The 19,789-nt window shown below is 38.8% G+C and carries 19 protein-coding genes; 3 read left to right on the top strand and 16 right to left on the bottom strand.

The features are described 5' to 3' along the window. Positions 1 to 11: 11 nt before the first annotated feature. Positions 12 to 1,184: a beta-aspartyl-peptidase gene (gene iadA / locus ACO1DI_RS00550; protein ID WP_140450573.1), complete on the bottom strand. Its 1,173-nt coding sequence runs from the start codon at positions 1,182 to 1,184 to the stop codon at positions 12 to 14. A gap of 63 nt (positions 1,185 to 1,247) precedes the next feature. Then, positions 1,248 to 2,669, bottom strand: a complete 1,422-nt coding sequence (locus tag ACO1DI_RS00545) for a YfcC family protein (protein WP_423144944.1) — start codon at positions 2,667 to 2,669, stop codon at positions 1,248 to 1,250. A 388-nt stretch (positions 2,670 to 3,057) separates the two neighbouring features. Here ACO1DI_RS00545 and ACO1DI_RS00540 point away from each other — a divergent pair, with 388 nt between their 5' ends. Together ACO1DI_RS00540 and ACO1DI_RS00535 are read left to right on the top strand one after the other, a co-directional pair. Beyond that, positions 3,058 to 3,192, top strand: coding sequence for an isocitrate/isopropylmalate family dehydrogenase (locus ACO1DI_RS00540; protein ID WP_014460770.1), 135 nt, complete (start codon positions 3,058 to 3,060; stop codon positions 3,190 to 3,192). Between the two features lie 33 nt (positions 3,193 to 3,225). Next, complete coding sequence (locus ACO1DI_RS00535; RefSeq protein WP_014460771.1) at positions 3,226 to 4,164, top strand: nucleoside hydrolase; 939 nt, start codon at positions 3,226 to 3,228, stop codon at positions 4,162 to 4,164. A 218-nt stretch (positions 4,165 to 4,382) separates the two neighbouring features. Here ACO1DI_RS00535 and hutG read toward each other — a convergent pair whose 3' ends face one another. The 6 genes from hutG to ACO1DI_RS00505 all read right to left on the bottom strand — a co-directional run bounded on the left by hutG (position 4,383) and on the right by ACO1DI_RS00505 (position 11,281). After that, the gene (hutG, locus tag ACO1DI_RS00530; protein ID WP_209368697.1) at positions 4,383 to 5,366 is read right to left on the bottom strand and encodes a formimidoylglutamase; all 984 of its coding nucleotides are present in this window, start codon (positions 5,364 to 5,366) and stop codon (positions 4,383 to 4,385) included. Further along, entirely contained in the window at positions 5,341 to 6,630 is a 1,290-nt protein-coding gene (gene hutI / locus ACO1DI_RS00525; protein WP_423144943.1) for an imidazolonepropionase, read from the bottom strand. The genes hutG and hutI overlap by 26 nt, the downstream gene beginning before the upstream one ends. Before the next feature lie 15 nt (positions 6,631 to 6,645). Beyond that, on the bottom strand, positions 6,646 to 8,307 hold the full coding sequence (gene hutU / locus ACO1DI_RS00520; protein WP_014460775.1) for a urocanate hydratase: 1,662 nt from the start codon (positions 8,305 to 8,307) through the stop codon (positions 6,646 to 6,648). A gap of 49 nt (positions 8,308 to 8,356) precedes the next feature. After that, complete coding sequence (gene hutH / locus ACO1DI_RS00515; protein ID WP_209369339.1) at positions 8,357 to 9,868, bottom strand: histidine ammonia-lyase; 1,512 nt, start codon at positions 9,866 to 9,868, stop codon at positions 8,357 to 8,359. A 359-nt stretch (positions 9,869 to 10,227) separates the two neighbouring features. Then, positions 10,228 to 11,052: an aldo/keto reductase gene (locus tag ACO1DI_RS00510; protein WP_014460777.1), complete on the bottom strand. Its 825-nt coding sequence runs from the start codon at positions 11,050 to 11,052 to the stop codon at positions 10,228 to 10,230. A 37-nt stretch (positions 11,053 to 11,089) separates the two neighbouring features. Next, positions 11,090 to 11,281: a hypothetical protein gene (locus tag ACO1DI_RS00505; protein WP_115653461.1), complete on the bottom strand. Its 192-nt coding sequence runs from the start codon at positions 11,279 to 11,281 to the stop codon at positions 11,090 to 11,092. A 317-nt stretch (positions 11,282 to 11,598) separates the two neighbouring features. Here ACO1DI_RS00505 and ACO1DI_RS00500 point away from each other — a divergent pair, with 317 nt between their 5' ends. Continuing rightward, positions 11,599 to 12,072 carry a YbaK/EbsC family protein gene (locus ACO1DI_RS00500; protein WP_034267780.1) on the top strand — a complete coding sequence of 158 codons (474 nt, stop codon included), beginning with the start codon at positions 11,599 to 11,601 and terminating at the stop codon, positions 12,070 to 12,072. Positions 12,073 to 12,927: 855 nt separating this feature from the next. On the opposite strand, the gene ACO1DI_RS00495 is transcribed toward ACO1DI_RS00500, so the two are convergent. The 8 genes from ACO1DI_RS00495 to ACO1DI_RS00460 all read right to left on the bottom strand — a co-directional run bounded on the left by ACO1DI_RS00495 (position 12,928) and on the right by ACO1DI_RS00460 (position 19,512). Further along, a complete protein-coding gene (locus ACO1DI_RS00495) occupies positions 12,928 to 13,236 on the bottom strand; it encodes a DUF5634 family protein (protein ID WP_406866756.1) in 309 nt (102 codons plus the stop codon). Between the two features lie 210 nt (positions 13,237 to 13,446). Then, complete coding sequence (gene map / locus ACO1DI_RS00490) at positions 13,447 to 14,193, bottom strand: type I methionyl aminopeptidase (protein ID WP_014460782.1); 747 nt, start codon at positions 14,191 to 14,193, stop codon at positions 13,447 to 13,449. 239 nt (positions 14,194 to 14,432) lie between these two features. Further along, positions 14,433 to 14,567: a hypothetical protein gene (locus ACO1DI_RS00485; RefSeq protein WP_423144942.1), complete on the bottom strand. Its 135-nt coding sequence runs from the start codon at positions 14,565 to 14,567 to the stop codon at positions 14,433 to 14,435. A gap of 124 nt (positions 14,568 to 14,691) precedes the next feature. Continuing rightward, the gene (locus ACO1DI_RS00480; RefSeq protein WP_423144941.1) at positions 14,692 to 16,041 is read right to left on the bottom strand and encodes an LLM class flavin-dependent oxidoreductase; all 1,350 of its coding nucleotides are present in this window, start codon (positions 16,039 to 16,041) and stop codon (positions 14,692 to 14,694) included. Between the two features lie 21 nt (positions 16,042 to 16,062). Then, a complete protein-coding gene (locus tag ACO1DI_RS00475; protein WP_423144940.1) occupies positions 16,063 to 16,914 on the bottom strand; it encodes a MetQ/NlpA family ABC transporter substrate-binding protein in 852 nt (283 codons plus the stop codon). 40 nt (positions 16,915 to 16,954) lie between these two features. Further along, a complete protein-coding gene (locus tag ACO1DI_RS00470) occupies positions 16,955 to 17,608 on the bottom strand; it encodes a methionine ABC transporter permease (protein WP_034266706.1) in 654 nt (217 codons plus the stop codon). Beyond that, a complete protein-coding gene (locus ACO1DI_RS00465; protein WP_423144939.1) occupies positions 17,547 to 18,629 on the bottom strand; it encodes a methionine ABC transporter ATP-binding protein in 1,083 nt (360 codons plus the stop codon). The genes ACO1DI_RS00470 and ACO1DI_RS00465 overlap by 62 nt, the downstream gene beginning before the upstream one ends. A 55-nt stretch (positions 18,630 to 18,684) precedes the next feature. Next, a complete protein-coding gene (locus tag ACO1DI_RS00460; protein ID WP_108674542.1) occupies positions 18,685 to 19,512 on the bottom strand; it encodes a MetQ/NlpA family ABC transporter substrate-binding protein in 828 nt (275 codons plus the stop codon). Between the last annotated feature and the right edge of the window lie 277 nt (positions 19,513 to 19,789).

Here is a 19,789-nt window from a genome sequence, read left to right as displayed (position 1 = left end):
TCTAAAACCTGTTATTCAAACGTTCCTTTCACAACAGGGACACCGTCTTTTACCATTACTTTACCTTGAGCAAAAACCGTTTTAATTGTTAGCGTCTCTTTATTTAAAAGGACTAAATCTGCATCTTTTCCGGGTTGAATATGCCCTTTGTTGGACAGTTTTAATACTTTGGCAGGATTAGACGTAATGACTTGAAGAGCTGTTTCTAACGGTACTGATTCCTCTAATACTGCATCTCGTACTTCTTGAAATAAAGAAGACACTTTTCCAACTTGAAGACCTTTATAATCTCCGTTATCATCAAAAAACGGCAGGCTCGCGTTTCCATCGGATGAAAACGTAATGCTGTCAATCGCCACTTTCTCTTCCAACATGATGCGTAACCCTTTGCTGCACTTAACTTCGCCTTCTTCTAAAAAGTGAGGGATCGTGCTAGTCGTAAAATCTACATATCCGCCTCGCTTTGCAAATTGAATTCCTTCTTTAAACAGCTCTTCATTTCTATTAATATGTGTAGGATGAAATTGACGAATTGGCAGGTCTGTTTTATCTGCAATTTGATTTAATAAAGATAATTTTCTTTCTCCATCTCCTACGTGAATCTCTAACGTTCCGGCTTTTCCTGATAAAATTCCTCCATTGCGAGCAGCGGTAGCCACCTTCACCAGTTCTTCAAATGTCGGTTCAGAGGAACGATGGTCAGAAATGGCAATTTCACCTACTCCGATAATTTTATCAATTAAAATAAGATCTTCTTCGATGCTATTAGTTAACGTTTTTACCGGTATTTGATAGGAACCTGTGTGAATGAAGCAGCTGATCCCTTCTTCTTCTAACCCTCTTGCTTTGGCCAGAAGGTTTTCCATTCTTCTTGTTGTACCGTCTGTTCCAAGTACACCTACAATAGTTGTAACACCGGCAGTCGTTGCATCAGTTAACATTAGTTCAGGAGTGCGTGTTTTATATCCACCTTCTCCTCCTCCGCCAATAATATGAACATGTGAGTCAATGAAGCCTGGAGCTATAATGTGATTAGCGGCATCTACAACATCAATAGGAATGGACGTATTTACATGATCAATACAATCTTTTATAAGGATGATTTTGCTGTCTGCAAGCAATATATCTTTTTTTCCTAAGTGCTGTGGTGCATATACTTCTGCGTTTTTGATTAAGGTTAACAACTTCTATTCCTCCTACTAGTAAGCTCGACTTGCGAATAACATTTTTCTATATAATTTTAATGCTTAAAATGGCCCGTAATTGATAAAATAAGCAATTACAACGGCTATTAGACCAATCACATATTGAATAAGGACTAACGGCAACACCCATTTTGCCCACTTTGTCCATGAAATTCCCGCAATCGCTAAGCCAGCCATTAATGTTCCAGCCGTCGGGAAAATAATGTTTCCGATGCCGTCTGCAAAAGAAAAAGATAATACTGCCGTTTGTCGCGTAATATCAAGCAAATCTGCAAGAGGGGTCATGATTGGCATCGTCAGCATCGCATGACCCGTTCCAGATGCTAAAATAAGATGAATCAGCGCTTGGAAGTTGTAGATTCCGATGACGCTTAAATATCCCGGAATATGTTGAATCGCTCCAGATACTTGATGAAGCATAGGGTCTACAATATGACCTTCATTTAAAACAACAAGAACTGCGCGAGAAACTCCGATAACAAGCGCTCCTCCAACTAGTGCTGCTGCCCCGTTTGTAAACGACTTAACTGTATTTTCAACAGAGAGCCTTCCAATAATCCCAATCACAACTGTCAAAATCACAAACAGAGAGGCAATTTCAGTAATGTACCACTTATACTTAATAACACCAAAAGCAAGAATTACATAGTTAACAAGAAATGCTGCCATAATCCATTTATGCTTTCTAGTTAACTTCGCGTCTGAGTTTAAAAGTTTATTTGCATTAGTTATGCTGTATTTTCCGTATGTTCCAATCGAAGGACTTTTTTTCACTTTCATCGCATATCGATAGACAAACCATACTGAAACAGCGTACACAACTACGAATAAAATAAGGCGAAAGCCCATTCCAGAAAACATAGGAAGTTCTGCTACTCCTTGTGCAACACCTACTGTAAACGGATTCATAACTGCCGTAGTAAAACCAGCTGATGCTCCAATTAAAACAATGGCAGTTCCCGTTAATGCGTCGAACCCAAGAGCAAGTGCCAGCGGAATTAAAAGAGGAATATAGGCTAGCGTTTCTTCCGCCATCCCCATTAAAGAACCGCCTACCGCAAAAAATAGCATCATAACAGGAATTAATAATTTTTCTCTAGTAGCAAGCTTTTTAGCCATCGTTGTAATTAATACATCTACTGTACCCGTAGCGCTTAGTACACCAAAGAAACCGCCGATAATTAATACAAAAAAGATAATGTCGGCTCCTTCTACCATTCCTGTATGTATCGCTTTGACCATATCAAAGAAACCAACGGGTGTAGAATCAATCCATTTAAACGACTGAGGATCTACCGTTGTTCGTCCGTCTACTTCTACACGTGCGTATTCTCCGGCTGGCAAGATATACGTTAAAATAGTAGCAATCACAAGAAAGCCTAACAATAAAGCAAAAACGTTTATTTTTCTCTCTTTTTTCCGTATCTTATTTAATGAACTCATTTCCTTTTGCGGTTCACTCATTCTTCTTCTCCCCTTCATTATGAAATAATAGCCTTAGACAAACATCTCTTTCTTTAAAAGCAGCTTCCTTATCTGCGCCTACATATTGCTCCTTTCTTTTGTATTCCTCATATACAATACAAGCAATTTTCGTGCCAACGTAGAACCGTTTAATTTTCTGAATTATGATATAATTAAATCGTATTTTAGGTATTAATTGGGTGTTTTTTAAAATTTAATAGCGCCAATTAAGGTACTGGTTGATAGAAAATCTGGAGCACGAAGCATTAGCTAGTTCTTTTTTTAAAAAGCAGCAAAAAGAAAGATAAAAGAATTTAATCTATAGACATAAAAAAATACTATACTCAAATGGCTGGCTGAAAAACATGCGGATCGTAAACTTACAGAAGTGGCTGCTACAGTAGAACACGCACTTTATCAAACGCTCCAAGATGAAGTGAAAACGAAAGATTTAGGCGGACATGCCTCTACATCGGAGTTTACAGAAGCTATTTTAGAGAAAATAAAATCCACGCAAAATTAACAGCAATTTATCCATTCTATAGAGGTGATCATAATGAAAAAAAGAAAGATTATTATGGACTGTGATCCAGGTCATGATGATGCCATTGCAATTATTTTAGCTGCCGCACGACCGGAATTAGATATTTTAGCGATTACAACTGTTTCAGGAAACGCGGAAATCGAAAAAACGACGGTGAATGCTTTGAAAGTGTGTGACTTGGTATCGTTACATAACGTGATTGTTTCAAAAGGAGCAAGCGAACCAATGATGCGCAGACGTGAAAACGCGCCTAGTATACACGGAGATTCAGGATTAGACGGTCCTGAGTTCCCGGCTCTCTCTCGCAGCTGGAGCGAAGAACACGGAGTAGATACTATTATACGAATGGTCAAAGAGTCAGAAGATCCCGTTACGCTTTTGCCTACCGGTCCTTTAACGAACATTGCCTTAGCTTTAATAAAAGCTCCAGAAATTAAAGAAAACATTGGAGAGATTATCCTTATGGGCGGTGGAACCTTCGGGAACTGGACGCCAACGGCTGAGTTTAATATTTGGGCAGACCCAGAAGCGGCTAAAAAAGTGTTTGACAGCGGCATTCCACTCGTAGTAATGGGGTTAGATATTACGCATCAAGCCGTTGCAACAGATAATGTTATTAACCAAGTGATGAACATTGATAATAACGTAGCAAAAAAAGTGGGTGAATTATTAGCATTTTTTAAATCTACCTATAAAGAAACCTTTGGCTTTGATGGTCCGCCTGTTCACGATGTATTGACCGTTGCTTATTGTGTAGCTCCAGAACTATTTACGCTCAAAGAAGTTAATATTGTAGTAGAAACACGCGGAGAATACACGGCTGGAACAACTTCAGTTGATTTGCTTGGAGTTACAGGAAGGAAAGCGAATGCGAAGTTTGGTTTAACCCTTGATGTAGATGGTTTTTGGGATTTAATGATTGAGGCTCTTAACACATATTCGGCTTCGTAATGTTCATGACTTTATAAAAGTGAGGCAGCACCATAGCAGAGTTTGCCACTTGCTGGTGCTGACTTACTTTTATTCATACTATCTAGCTGTTTTTTTCGCTTTTTGATTGAGCATTACAGTAATGATTGAAGCAACAATAACACCTGTAATTAAACAGTTGGATATATCTTTATAAAAGCAGCTATTTAACAATAAAAAAAGTAAGGAAGTATACTCCCTCACTTTCTGTTTACAACTCCCGTTAAAAAATTCAAAAATACGTGTACGCCTGCTTTTACAGTTATTTCTCTTACATCACGCAACGGATCTAGACATACAATATCCATTGCTTGAACAAGCGGATGACTCCCAGCCGTGTATACCGCTTCAAACAATTCCTCCGTTCTCATTCCCCCTGTCGTTCCTGCTGGAACTCCAGGTGCGTAAGCAATATCTAACACGTCCATATCAACCGTTAAATAGATCATGTCTACTTCTTTACTCAGCTGCTTTAATGCTTCTTTCACCGTATGGGTTATTCCCGCTTTTTTTGCTTGTAGTAACGTTACATAATGAACGCCTTTGCTATCTGCATATTCTTTTAACGATTTTGAGTTGTAAAACCCGTGAAGTCCGATATTCCATACATGTCTTGCATCAATCGTGTTGCTTTCAATTAAATTTCGTATGGGGGTTCCGTTAGAAGGACCGTTATCTTCTAAGCTGCGTAAGTCAAAGTGCGTATCAAACTGTAAAATCCCTATTTTCTGTTCGGGATGTGACTCTTTCCATCCTTTTACTAACATAGCTGTAATGGAATGATCTCCTCCAAGCATAACAGGAAGCGCATGCGGATGATGTTTCCGCATAGACATCATCGCTTCTTTTATATGCTGATGAGACTTCTCTATATCTGTTACGTGCTGTTTGACGTCTCCTAAATCCAACACTGACAAGGAAGTCAAATCTGTATCATACTCAATATGATACGGATTAAAGGATTTCCAGAGTTTCCTCATGGCCATTGGCGTCTCGCTGGCTCCAGAAGCACTAATGGAAGACCTTGAAAGAGGCACGCCCAAGACCGTAATATCTATCGATGTAAAGTCGACGTTGCACCCATCTTCAACTGTCTGAATCCAATCACTTACTTTTGGGTCAGAAGTACTTTGACGCTGCCAGCAAAAAGGCGGTCGATCAAGCTGTGGGTACGGATAGTTCATGTAAAACACCGCCTTCAACCACAACTTTTCCATCTTTTAATACCGTGTCTACAAGATTTACGGCATAGTTATACTGCAGCGTTTGGTAATTGGGCGCATCGAATAGCACTAAATCGGCTTTTTTACCTACTTCAATACTTCCGATTTGATCCCCTTTGCAAATAGCATGAGCCGCGTTGATCGTACATGCCGTTAAAACTTCTGCTGGCGTCATCTTCATCGTTAAACAAGCTAAATTCATAATAAACGGCAGCGATTCTGTAGGAGAAGATCCTGGGTTTCGATCTGTAGACAAAGCAACCGGCACTCCTGCTTCGATCATTTTTCTAGCACGCGCCGGCTCTTCCATTAAAAAGAATGCAGTACCCGGCAATAGAACGGCTATAACTCCGCTTTCAGCCATTTGCTTAATTCCTTGATCCGATGCTTTTAACAAATGATCCGCAGACACAGCTCCCACTTTAGCCGCTAATTCTGCCCCGCCAAAAGACACAATTTCATCGGCGTGGATTTTAGGTTTTAGTCCGTATGCTTTTCCAGTTTGTAAAATACGCTCTGACTGTTCAACTGTAAACACTCCTTCTTCACAAAATACATCACAAAACTCCGCTAGCTCTTCTTTTGCAACAATTGGTATCATTTCTTCGATAACAAAACGAACAAACTCATCTTCATTTCCTTTGTACTCAGCTGGCACCGCATGAGCTCCCATAAAGGTTGAAACAACATCTACTGGATGCTGTTCATTCAGTTTCTTCGCTACTTTTAATTGTTTGATTTCATCTTTAAGATTTAAACCGTACCCGCTTTTGGCTTCGACAGTTGTAACTCCGTACTGCAGAAATTTATTTAAACGTTTTGTAGATTGCTTGATTAGCTCCTCTTCTGTTGCTTGTCGTGTACTAACGGTTGTTTGTAAAATTCCTCCTCCCGCTTTTAAAATATCAATATACTTTGCCCCGTTTAAGCGCATTTCTAATTCTTTTTCACGACTGCCACCAAACACAAGGTGAGTGTGGGGATCAATCAACCCAGGCGTTACGATTTTTCCTTCGGCATCAATTATATTAATAGGTTCATGGATATGCTCAAGGTATTCCTGCGCTTTGACGTCAGGCCCAACAAATACAATTTTTTCATTTTTAACGAGTACGCTGCCATTTTCAATGATTCCTAGATCTGACATTTCTTCTGCTCGTCTAGGCTGACTTCCACCTTTAACCGTAATGACTTGTTCAGCGCATTTAATATACGTAATAGTCATACGTATCCCTCCTTTTTATTCATTTAACGCGGGAATTTGTATCCCTTTTTCTTTTGCAGTTTGAATGGCCTTATCATAGCCGGCGTCTACATGACGAACAACACCCATGCCAGGATCTGTTGTTAAAACACGTTCTAGACGTTTGGCGGCATCTTCTGTCCCGTCTGCTACTACAACCATTCCAGCGTGCAGAGAATACCCCATACCTACTCCTCCTCCGTGGTGAACGGATACCCAGCTTGCGCCTGCTGCCGTATTTACTAATGCATTTAAAATAGGCCAGTCTGCTACTGCATCACTGCCATCTTTCATTGCTTCAGTTTCACGATTTGGCGAAGCCACAGAACCGGCATCTAGATGATCTCTGCCAATAACGATAGGCGCAGACAGCTCTCCGTTTGCTACCATGTCATTAATAATTTTTCCAAAGCGCGCTCTTTCTCCGTAGCCTAGCCAGCAGATACGAGCCGGCAATCCTTGAAACTCAATTTTTTCTCTCGCCATTTTAATCCAGTTGCAAAGATGCGTATTATCCGAAAACTCACGTAAAATGACTTCATCTGTTTTATAAATATCTTCTGGGTTTCCTGACAAAGCGACCCACCTGAACGGTCCTTTTCCTTCACAGAACTGCGGACGGATGTACGCTGGGACAAATCCCGGGAAATCAAATGCATTCGTGACACCTTCATCGAGCGCCACTTGGCGAATATTATTGCCATAGTCAAAAGCAACCGCGCCTTTTCTTTGCATCTCTAACATGGCTTGAACGTGAATAGCCATACTTGCTTTTGATTGTTTTATATATTCATTTGGATTTGTATTCCGCAGTTTTTCTCCTTCTGCTAAGCTGACTCCAATCGGCAAATATCCATTAAGCGGATCATGTGCCGATGTTTGATCTGTCACAACATCTGGGATAAATCCTCGCTTTATCATTTCAGGAAGAATCTCGGCTGCATTTCCAACTAATCCAATGGAAAGCGCTTTGCCCAATCTTTTTGCATCTTCAGCTAACGTGATTGCATCAGCTACACTTTCGACTACCGTATCGCAATACTTTGTTTCGATACGTTTTTCAATACGCGTGCGATCAACATCAATTCCAATTACAACGCCGCCTGCCATCGTAACGGCTAGTGGCTGTGCACCTCCCATTCCTCCTAATCCAGCTGTTACGGTAATCGTTCCTTTCAAAGTTCCGTTAAAATGCTGGTTGGCACACTCAGCAAATGTTTCATACGTTCCTTGAACAATGCCTTGGCTTCCGATATAAATCCAGCTTCCTGCAGTCATTTGCCCGTACATCATTAGCCCTTTTTTGTCGAGCTCATGGAACGTCTCCCAATTCGCAAAAGCAGGAACAAGATTTGAATTTGCTAATAAAACACGCGGCGCATCACTGTGCGTTTTAAAAACCGCAACCGGCTTGCCGGACTGTATGAGAAGCGTTTCATCTTCTTCTAATTCTTTTAACGTATCTACAATACGATTGAACGCCTCCCAGTTACGGGCTGCTTTTCCGATTCCTCCGTATACGACTAACTTTTCAGGATGCTCTGCTACTTCGGAATCTAAATTGTTTAGAAGCATGCGAAGAGCAGCTTCTTGTACCCAGCCTTTTGTTGTTAGTTCTGTTCCACGAGGTGCTTTTATTCCACTTTGTTTTGTCTCCATTTCGTTTTCCTCCTCTATAAAAATGAAAAACTGTTAAACTAACTTTTTATTACAGCGCTAGTTCATAATTAGTATCTTGCACAAAAGTTTTGAAATCAGCTGCTAACGCCTCAATATCACGTGAGAAAATTCGATCTTTAATAATGGTTGGTACGGTTTTTCTAATTCTTGAATGAATTTTTCTTGTTTCTGAAGCGAGTTTATCCACTCCTTGAATATCGGCTGCTTGAGCGGCACAAATTGCTTCAATCGATAGAACTCTTCGTGTATTTTGGATAATTTGATAAGCATGACGTGCAGCAGTCGTTCCCATGCTGACATGATCTTCTTGATTTGCTGAAGATGGGATAGAATCAACACTTGATGGATGTGCTAATACTTTATTTTCGGAAACTAATGAAGCTGCAGCGTATTGAGTAATCATGAGCCCGGATTCTAGACCTGGATCTGCACTTAGAAATGCGGGCAGCCCACTAAGCTGAGGGTTTACTATTCGTTCAATGCGCCGTTCAGAAATATTCCCAAGCTCCGCCATTGCAATTCCTAGAAAATCCATAGCAAACGCAACAGGCTGCCCGTGAAAATTTCCTCCAGAAATTACTTTGCCGCTGTCAGCAAAGATGAGCGGGTTATCGGTTGCTGAATTAACCTCAATTAACAGCTTTTCTTTTACATAATTTAAAACTTGATAAATAGCACCATGAACTTGAGGAATGCAGCGCAGTGAATAAGCATCTTGCACTCTCATTTGACCTTGAGAAGTAGTTAATTGACTGCCTTCTAAGTACGAAAGAATTCGAGCAGCTACCTGCTGTTGTTCCGGATAAGGTCTTACTGCATGAGACTCGGGCATGAATGCTTCTACAATACCCTGCAGACCTTCTAATGTTAGTGCTGCAATTCCGTCAGCAAGATCAGCGAGCTTTTGAGCTTCAAGGTACGAAACTATTCCTACAGCCGTCATTGCCTGAGTGCCGTTGATCAAAGCTAGCCCTTCTTTCGCCTGTAATTGTATAGGTTCAAGCCCCGCTAGCTTTAAAGCTTCTTCTCCTTGCATTTGCTGACCATTATATACAGCTTCCCCTTCTCCAACTAGCAGCAGCGCTAGATGTGATAACGGGGCTAAGTCACCGCTAGCTCCAAGCGAACCTTGACTCGGGATAACCGGTACTACGTTTTGATTTAAGCAATCGATAAGAAGCTGCAAGGTTTCCAGTCGTATTCCGGAATATCCTTTAGCTAATGCGTTCGCTCGTAAAAGCAGCATGACTCTGCTTACTTCTAACGAGAATGGCTCTCCTAGTCCGCAGGCATGACTGCGAATCAGGTTAATCTGCAGATCAGCTAAGTCTGTTTTTGAAATAACCGTATCGCTAAACTTTCCAAATCCCGTATTGACTCCGTAAATTACGTTGTTGTTCGTAATGCTCTCTTCAACTAACGTTCTGCTTTTTTGTATATGTTCAACTGCGTGATCGCTAATTTTCACGGAGTATCCTTGGTAAATAACTTTGTAAATTTGGTCGAACGTCAGTGAATTTCCATCAATTTGAATAAACATCATACCCGCTCCCTTGTTAAACTGTAGACTATCTTTTCTTTTTGAACACAAAAAGGGGCTATATCAAAGAGGAAACAAGCTCCTTTTGATATAGCCCCCTATAAACTAACCTACTTAAACTATGGGCTTTTATTAATAATCGGCATTTTACCTTATGCATACAAACAATCGCTAAATGACTAAATCACTATACACTTTAAGCTGTACAACTTAAAGCAACTAGGGTACCTACACTAAGTATTACGTTGAATTAATCATTTGTCAATTATTATTTAAGAAAATTTAAAATAATCTGAAATAAAACCGTTATTTTCTTATAGCAGCCATGGTTCAGGCTGCACATTTTTATTTTTTAAACGTTATCGGACGTTCATGTCACTTGGGTGCGGACCTTTGCGGCGGTTGCTGTTTAACCCGTTAATCTCTGCCATATCATCAGCAGTGAGTTCAAAATCAAACACGTTAAAGTTTTCTTCTATTCTAGATGGCGTAACTGACTTAGGAATGACAATTGTGTTGTTTTGTAAATGCCAGCGCAATACAACTTGAGCCGGAGTTTTGCTATGTACTTCAGCAATTTTTTGAATAACCTCATCTTGTAACACTTCTCCTCCTTGATCAAGAGGGCTCCATGCTTCCACGAAAATATTATGTTTAGCGCAAAACTCTTTTAATTCATTTTGAGCAAGATACGGATGGCACTCAATTTGGTTTAAAACAGGCGTTACGTCACATTCATTTAACAAGCGCTCCAAATGCTCAATTTCAAAGTTGCAGACGCCAATTGCTTTTACTTTTCCGTCGTGATAAAGCTTTTCTAATGCTTTATACGTCTCCACATACTCATCATATTGAGGAGTAGGCCAGTGAATCAAATATAAATCGACATAATCAAGTCCTAATCGTTCTAAGCTTTCATCAAACGCACGTAGTGCATTTTCATAGCCTTGGTCGCTGTTCCAAACTTTTGTTGTAATAAAAAGCTTTTCCCGAGGAACAGAAGATTCTTTAATCGCTTGACCTACTCCTTCTTCATTTTTATAAATCATAGCTGTGTCAATAGACGTATATCCAACTTCAATTGCTTTTGACACTGCAGCTGCTGCTTGGTTATCTTCTACTTGCCACACGCCAAATCCAAGCTGAGGCATTTTTAAGCCGTTGTTTAATGTAACAATATTCATTTTACATGTCTCCTTTTTTGTTAAAAAGTTCAAAGTTTTAATGATGGTGCCAGCCGATCAGCATAGCAACCTGGCCCATTATAATGCCGACTGGGATTCCTGCAATCATGGCTCCAAATCGAAATTTAAAAGACCATGCCCTCGGTACAAGGGAAAACAAATAAATCATACTCATCGTTGCCATACATGTACTGCTAAAAAAACTGACGACAGTGTGTAAATTTGGCATTCCTTCTCCTCATTTCACTAGAACGTTTGCGCCTTTTCAATTTCATCATTTATCTTTTGTTCTAATGCCTATGTTTTCGCAGCCGACATAGTTACATTCGTCAAAGGGTTCCGTAATCCTGCTTCAATCAGCTAAAAATACTTTACCTACGTAACTTTTTTAATTAAAACGAATATGTGCTTTTAACTGAGAAGTTGTGTATAATTTCCGTATATACAAAATAATAAGAATCTTTTTATTTCAAAGAGAAACTGTACGTTCTCTGTAAGGCAATCATACATATTTGCAAGAGTTAACGAAAGGAATGGATATAAAAAATGGCGATTGAAAGAGTAAAAGCATATTTTAAACAATATGGCATGGAGAATCGAATTATTGAAATGGATGAGTCCAGTGCTACTGTAGAACTGGCAGCGCAAGCTTTAAAATGTGAGCCACAACGGATCGCAAAAAGTCTTTCTTTTAACGCAGAAGGAACCGTTTTATTGATTGTGGCAGCAGGAGATGCGAAAATTGATAATCGAAAATACAAAGAAGAGTTTGGCACCAAAGCAAAAATGCTTGGAGCAAGTGAAGTAGAAACGCTGATTGGTCATGCTGTAGGCGGAGTATGCCCGTTTGCTGTTAATGAAGGTGTTCACGTGTATCTAGATGAATCTCTGAAACGTTTTGTTACTGTTTTCCCTGCATGTGGAAGTGGAAATAGTGCAATCGAATTAACAATACCCGAACTAGAAGAATTTTCGAAATGCTTAAAATGGGTTGATGTGTGCAAAGGATGGAATGAGTAATCTATGTGAATGACGGTACAGATATAATTAATCAAGACACCAGCAGGCTGAAACAATTTCTCATTTCAGCTTGTTGATGTATCTAAACGAATTTATGAAACAACTTAACCCAACCTAGGTAAGAAACCCCTAAGAGAAATACAAAAAGAAATAGTAAAGGAATGTTCCTAGGGATAAAAAGCCAGCCGTCTAACGTATTCCACAGAAATTCACTTTTATTTGCTTTTCTCATCATTTTCACCTCAAGCAGATTTACTATTTTGCATTCAAAAATTCTTTTACATAGTTATATACAGTATCTTCAACTTATGAGCTTTTTTCAAGAAAAACGTGCACGGAAAATGGACTGAATGTGAATCCTTTTAATTTATACCCGTTATGTACTCATTCATCATCTTAGTTTCATCCGTAAAAAAGAAGAAGCCTACATTTTTAGATGCAGGCTTCTTCTCGTTGATTCAGTCTTTCCTTTGTTTGCCTAGTCAGGCCCTTTCGTTACGTATATCGGTTCATAACCAAAGTGCCTTGCGTGAGATACGAATATCTACTTTCAATTTGCGGTAATACATTTGCTGAAGTCGCTGTTAAGCCTTTCAAAACCAATCAGTCCCTTCAAACGCTAAGTATTTAACCTTTCACAACAACCATTTGCATGATAGCTGCTGTAGTATATGTGTACCCCGTATTTATATAGTAAAACCTAAAAAAACAATTTTTTATTACATGTAATTTTCTAGACTTTATAGCAAAGAAAAGTTAGATAGTATAGGTGAAAGAAGCACGACAGCCATTAGCGCCCTACTGTTCAGATTCACGCATTCAAAGAAAAATCTGAACTGAAATTCAAAAAATTATTTATTGTATGGTTTCATCAATTTTTTGAAACGCATCTTCAAGTGAAGTGTATCCGTTTGTTTCTCCTTCGTTACCTTGAACGGTCCATTCTTGCTTTTCGACTGCTAATTTCCCGTCTTTATCTTTTAGATAAGGTCTGTTAACCATAAACACATGATCATTCTTTTTTACTGTGTAGCCAAGATAATAGTGATTACCTTCTCCTTCCTCTTCATATACGGAGACGCCTTGAAGGTTATATTTGTTTAAAATGTCATCCATATGATGAGTCAGTTCACTTACAATCGCTTCTCTTCCTACATATTCCACATTTCATACCCCTTTTCATTTTGATTTATACTTAGCATTCCCTTGAGCATATTCAATTACACTATCTTTCAAACGTTGTATGAACAAAGCAAGTCAATATAATAGTCATTCATTACATAGTAATAAAAAAGCTACCTCACTATAATGCAATGAAAAAACATTACTAAGTGAAGTAGCTTTTTTGTTACCGAAATCTATAGGAAAACTTGATTATAGTTCAGTTAAAATAATCGGTTCACCATTTGTTACAACAATCGTATGTTCACATTGTGCTACAAGACTATTATCAGGTGTAACAAACGTCCAGCCGTCGTCTCCGCGTTCAATGATATGATCAGCCTTCATAGAAATAAATGGCTCTACAGCAATAACAAGACCTTTTTTCAAGAGGGCTTTATCCATTGGATCATAATAGTTTAAAATGTGGTTAGGAGCGTCATGCAAGCTGCGGCCAACACCATGACCCGTTAAGTTTTCAATAACAGCATATCCGTTTTGGTGTGCAAAGTTAGAAACAGCACGACCAATTTGATTTTGTTTTGAACCAGCTTTTACTTTTTTCATAGCTGCCCAAAATGCATCTACTGCAGCTTGACACAGCTTTTCTTTTTCTTCGTCTTGCCCAATAACAAATGAAATACCCGTATCCGAATAATAGCCATCAAGTACTGCGGATACATCCACATTTACTAAATCGCCATCTTTTAATACGCGGTCTCCCGGAATACCGTGAGCCACTTCTTCGTTGACACTAATGCACGTTACACCTGGGAAATTATATTCTTTTTCAGGTGCAGAAATAGCACCGTGTTCATCTAATATTTTTTTACCGATCATATCAAGCTCTTTTGTTGTCATACCTGCTTTTGCTTGTTTTTTCATTTCTTCGCGCGCAAGTGCAACGATACGTCCAATTTTGCGTAAACTTTCTAAATCCTGTTCGTTACCAATAATCATAAAAAAACACTTTCCTTCCTCGAAATATATATCCTATCCGATTTTATCATATTTTTATGAGGATTTTTCAAAAGACCTTTTAAGAACTAAAATGTACGATTAATTAGACTAGTAAGATATTTATCATATGCTAAACTTTTGGTTCTTAACCAATTAAATGCTCAAAAAAGAGGTTGAGACATACCTAAATCAAACGAATATAAAGACAGACAAATTGGATACATGAGCTGAGCCGCTTGTTACACCGCTGTTGATTTCCGTGCAAGACTTCGCTTTCCGCAGGCGGGCGATGAGCCTCCTCGTCGCTTGCGCTCCTGTGGGGTCTCATCCGTTCCGCTTTTCCTGCAGGAGTCTTCGCCCTGCTCTCCAATCAACAGCTAGAAGCACCTACATAGATGAAACCTGCGTTCACCACAACAAAAAAAATCCGAACGATTAATAAATTTTATTAATCGTTCGGATTTACCTTTAACTAAAATACTTTTATTTGGGTTGTTTCTACATGATAGGCCTTACACCTTCATCAACAAACTTATTTCCAGGTTTTTTAAGATCCAAATGGTCTCTTAATGTGTTTCCTTCATAGTCTAATCGAAACAAACCTCTCTCTTGTAAGATTGGTACAACAAGATTTACAAAATCATCTAAGCCAGATGGAAGCAAAGGAAACTGCAGCATAAATCCGTCCGCTGCTTTTTCCTGAAACCATCTTTCCATTTCGTCCGCAATTTGAATGGGGGTTCCTACAAAGTTATCTTTCCTTGCAGCACCGAAAAATCGCGTATAAAGATCTCCTACGGTAAGTTTTTCCCTTGCTATAATTCTTAGCATCTCATCAAACTGACTTTGGATGCCATTCACGGATGGAAACTCTATCTCTGAGGCAGGAGTGTTTAGGGCATACTTCGTAAAATCAACGTTCCCCATATACCCAGAAACGAACTTTAATCCTTCATACGGATTCACTAGCTTTTGTAAATCGCTGTATTTTTGAACCGCTTCTGCTTCTGTTTCTCCTATAATAGGGGAAATGCCGTGAAGAATATGTAAATCCGCTTCTGTTCTATTGTATTCAGAAAGCCTTGATTTAAGGGATTTATAAAAACTTTTGGCTTCTTCTATATTATCTCGGTGAGCAAATACCACTTCTGCCGTTCTTGCCGCTAAGCGCTGTCCCGGCTCTGAAGAACCGGCCTGAACGATAACTGGCTGTCCTTGAGCAGAACGAGCGATATTTAACGGCCCTTTTACAGAAAAATACTTCCCTTTATAGTTAAGCTCATGTACCTTATTAGCATCAAAAAACGCTCCGTTTTTTTTATCATATAAAAAGGCCTCATCTTCCCACGAATCCCATAACCCTTGAACAACATCAATGAATTCTTCTGCCCGTTCGTATCGGTGATCATGTTCCCAATGAGTATCACGGTTAAAGTTTAACGCCGTTTCACCTGTTGCATCTGCTGTAGTCACAACGTTCCACCCTGCCCTTCCTCCACTTACATGATCGACAGAGGCAAACTGGCGTGCTAGTGTATAAGGTTCATTGTAAGTAGTTGAAGATGTGGCAACAACGCCAATTTTCTCAGTAGCTGCTGCCATTGCTGTAATGATGACAACAGGGTCAAATCGATTTAAAATCTGAGGATGTGACTCTGCATTTACTGCTAAACTGTCGGCAATAAACGCAATATCAAATTTTCCTCTTTCGGCGGTTTGTGCAAGTTTTTGATAAACAGAAACGTCGATACTTGCGTTAGGCTTTGAATCAGAATGACGCCATGAAGCTACATGCATACCTGTGCCAATCAAATAAGCGGCAAGTTTCATTTTTCGTTCCTTGGCCATTTTCCCACCCCTATTTAGTCCTTATTTTGTTTCATACGTGTCTTTATACGTATTCAATTCTTTCAAACTAATAAACGTCGGAATATAATTTCCTTTGTATGTTTTTTTAATAAAGGCAGCCGTACTTTTGGATTGATACACTTTTACTAGCTTCTTTAAATACGCTTTATCCTGATCTTTTTTTCTTGCAGCGATGACATTAATATAGGGCTTCGCTGTTTTGTTTTCATGAATGAGTGCATCTTTTAAGCTTAGACCTGCTTCTACAGCTACACCGTTGTTAATAATGGAAGCGGCCGTATCTTGCATAACGCGGGGGGTGCTTGCAGAATCAACGGGAACAATCTTTAAATTTTTAGGATTGCTTTTAATTTTATCCTCTCCTCCGTTACCATCAAAGCCTTCGACCACTGTAATCAAATCTGCTTCTTGCAGCAAAACTAGTGCTCTTCCCCAGTTGGATGGGTCATTTGGAACAGCAATTTGAGCACCATTTGGAATGTCTTTTAATGATTTATATTTTTCAGAATAAAGACCTAGAGGCGCAATGATCGTCGTTCCAATTGGCACAATATCGGTTCCGTTCTTTTGATTAAACAAACCTAAATAAGCAACGTGCTGAAACGCATTTACATCTATTTCTCCTTCGACTAAGGCTTGATTAGGATCGTAAGCTGAAGAAAAATTCACAAGTTCTATATCCAGCCCTTGTTTTTTTGCTTTCTCTTTTATAAATTCCCACGTCCGAAGTTCAGAGCTTCGAATGCCTACTTTAATTTTAGCTTCTTTACTATTGGCACTGGATAAAGAATTAGAACATCCTGTTATGGTGAGGATGAACAACAGCAGAAGCAGGAATATCGGTTTTTTCATTTATAACTCCCCTTTTAAAAAGCTTGCTTCTAATACGTTCTTACACTCTTCTAATCTTGCGTTCTATGACGTTTCCTAAAGATTGAATACCTTGAACAATAATAATAAGAAGCACAACGGTGACTACAATCGTAATCGTGCTGAAACGCTGATAACCGTAAGTAATAGCTAAATCGCCAAGCCCTCCGCCTCCGATAGCACCGGCCATTGCCGTTGCTCCAATTAACCCAATTGTGACAGTTGTTAAGCTTAAAATAAGAGAGGGAAAAGCCTCTGGAATTAAAAAACGGAATATAATTTGAGCTTTAGAAGCACCCATCGCTTGCGCTGCTTCAATAATACCTTCATTTACTTCAAGCAAAGAATTTTCAACGAGTCTAGCCATATAAGGTCCAATATGTAAAACTAGCGGAACAATAGCCGCCGTTGTACCGATAGTCGTGCCGACGACGAATCTTGTAAACGGGATGATTGCTACAAGTAAAATGATGAACGGGATTGAACGAAAAATATTTACGATGGGATTTAAAATTGAAAAAATAACTCGATTTTCAAGAATATGACCCTTGCGTGTTACAACAAGTAAAATCCCTAAAGGAATTCCAATTAAAGCCCCGAAAAGCAGGGAAGCACTAACCATGTACAGTGTTTCCCACAAAGCCGCTAGTATCAATTCTTGGCTTACTTCTAACATTTGCAACCACCTCTTCCATTTTTATATTTTGCTGCAGTGCATATAGTTCAGCTCTGTCTATTTCTTCTTGTGTGCCAATTAATTCAATAATTAAATGCCCAAATGGAATGCCCTGTAACTCCGTAATGTTTCCAAGTAAAATGTTCACCTGTACATTAAAGCGCTTTGATAAGGTGGAAATCACAGATTGACCGGAATTGCTGCCGAGAAAATTAATCTTAAAAATCTTCTGATTTGAATTTGTAGTTTGTACTAATTCATACACGTTTTGCGGAATGTCATCTCGAACAACGGACTGAACAAAGTTTCTAGCAATTTCAGTACGTGGATTTGAAAAAATATCAAATACATTTCCTGTTTCAATAATTTTCCCGTCCTTCATCACAGCGACACGATTACAAATTTGCTTAATGACTTCCATTTCGTGTGTGATTATTACGATCGTAATTTGATATTCTTCATTAACTTTTTTCAGCAATTTCAAAATAGATTCTGTTGTATGCGGATCTAATGCGGAAGTTGCTTCATCACATAATAAAATAGAAGGGTTTGTGGCTAATGCACGTGCAATGCCCACTCTCTGTTTTTGACCTCCTGACAGATGATCGGGATATGCACCTGCTTTGTCTTGCAAACCTACAAAATGAAGCAGCTCTTCTACACGTAGCTTTATGTCTTTTTTTGGTTTTCCACTTAATATAAGGGGCATTGCTATATTTTCAAACACTGTTTTTGAATTTAATAGATTAAAGTGTTGAAAGATCATGCCGATTCTTTTTTTATTTTTTCTTAGCTCTACTTCAGACAACGTTGCTAAGTTTTCTCCATCTACTATGACTTCACCTGACGTCGGGTACTCCAGCAGGTTAATCGTTCGAAGCAGTGTGCTCTTCCCCGCCCCACTTAATCCAATTACTCCAAATATGTCTCCTTTTTGTATCGTTAAGTCAATGTCTTTTAGAGCTTCAACTTTCTTTGAGCCACTCTCGAATATTTTTGAAACACGTTGAAACTTTATCAAAAGAAACCCTCCTTTTCTTTCAAACTGTTATTCCTATTTCTTTTTTACTCCTATACTAGAAAGCTGGAACGACTGCGCCATCATATTTGTCATTAATAAACTTTTTAACCTTATCTGTAGTAAGTGCTTTTGCTAAACGTTGAATATTTTTATCATCTTTTTTCTCTTTCGTAGTCACTAAAATATTCACATAAGGAGACTCTTTCTTTTCAATAATTAACGCATCTTCAGTTGGTTTGAACCCGCCTTCAAGGGCGTAATTTGTATTGATAGCTGAAGCTTCTACATCATCAAGAGAGCGTACAAGAAGCGGGCCGTCTACTGCAACAAAGTCTAGCTTCTTTTTATTCTTTGAAATATCTTCAACCGTATAAGAGCTACCACTAGGTTTCTTGTTTAATTCAATGATTCCATTAGCCTCGAAAAGCTCTAGTGCACGTGAAAAGTTCACTGGATCATTAGGAACAGCAACCTTTGCTCCTTTGGATAAATCGTCAATTGATTTTATTTTTTTGGAATACACTCCAAACGGTTCAATATGAACGTTTTTCACGCTGACAAGATTTAATCCACTGTCTTTATTCGTTTGCTCTAAGTACGGCGTATGCTGAAAATAGTTGGCATCTAATTCTCCATTTGCTGTTTGTTCATTTGTCTGTATGCCGTCTTTAATATTTACAATGTCCAACTTTATACCTTCTTTTTTCAAATCAGGTTCCACATACTTTAAAATTTCGGCATGCGGCGTGGAAGCTGCTCCCACTTTAAGAACTACATCTTCTTTCTTGTCACTATTTTGGCCAGATGCTTTTTCTTTATTTCCACATCCCCCCACAACAGTAATCACTGCTAATAATGCAAAAAGCCATACAAATTTCTTCATTTCTCTCTCTACCTCCACCATTTGTGATGTATTAAACATATAGTGTTAATCTTCTGCCACTAAAAAAGACAAAAACTCTGAGGGAATCCTCGTCATTTTTGTCTCCATTCGTCTGGTCGACTGTTCTATTTCCACTATATGTTTAACAAACATTTTTAAATCCGATAATTCCTATAAGAATTTTAAATCTTTTGAAAAATATACCAAACATCTTTTTAACTGTCAATTTAGTATTTTTAAACCTTGAGATTACATATTTTATCTGGGCTGGTTGTAC

It is taken from the genome of Priestia sp. 40, from assembly GCF_049368575.1.
Classification (GTDB): Bacteria; Bacillota; Bacilli; order Bacillales; family Bacillaceae_H; genus Priestia; species Priestia zanthoxyli.
Note: the sequence above shows the minus strand (reverse complement) of the source record. Positions and strands in the feature narration are given on the sequence as shown.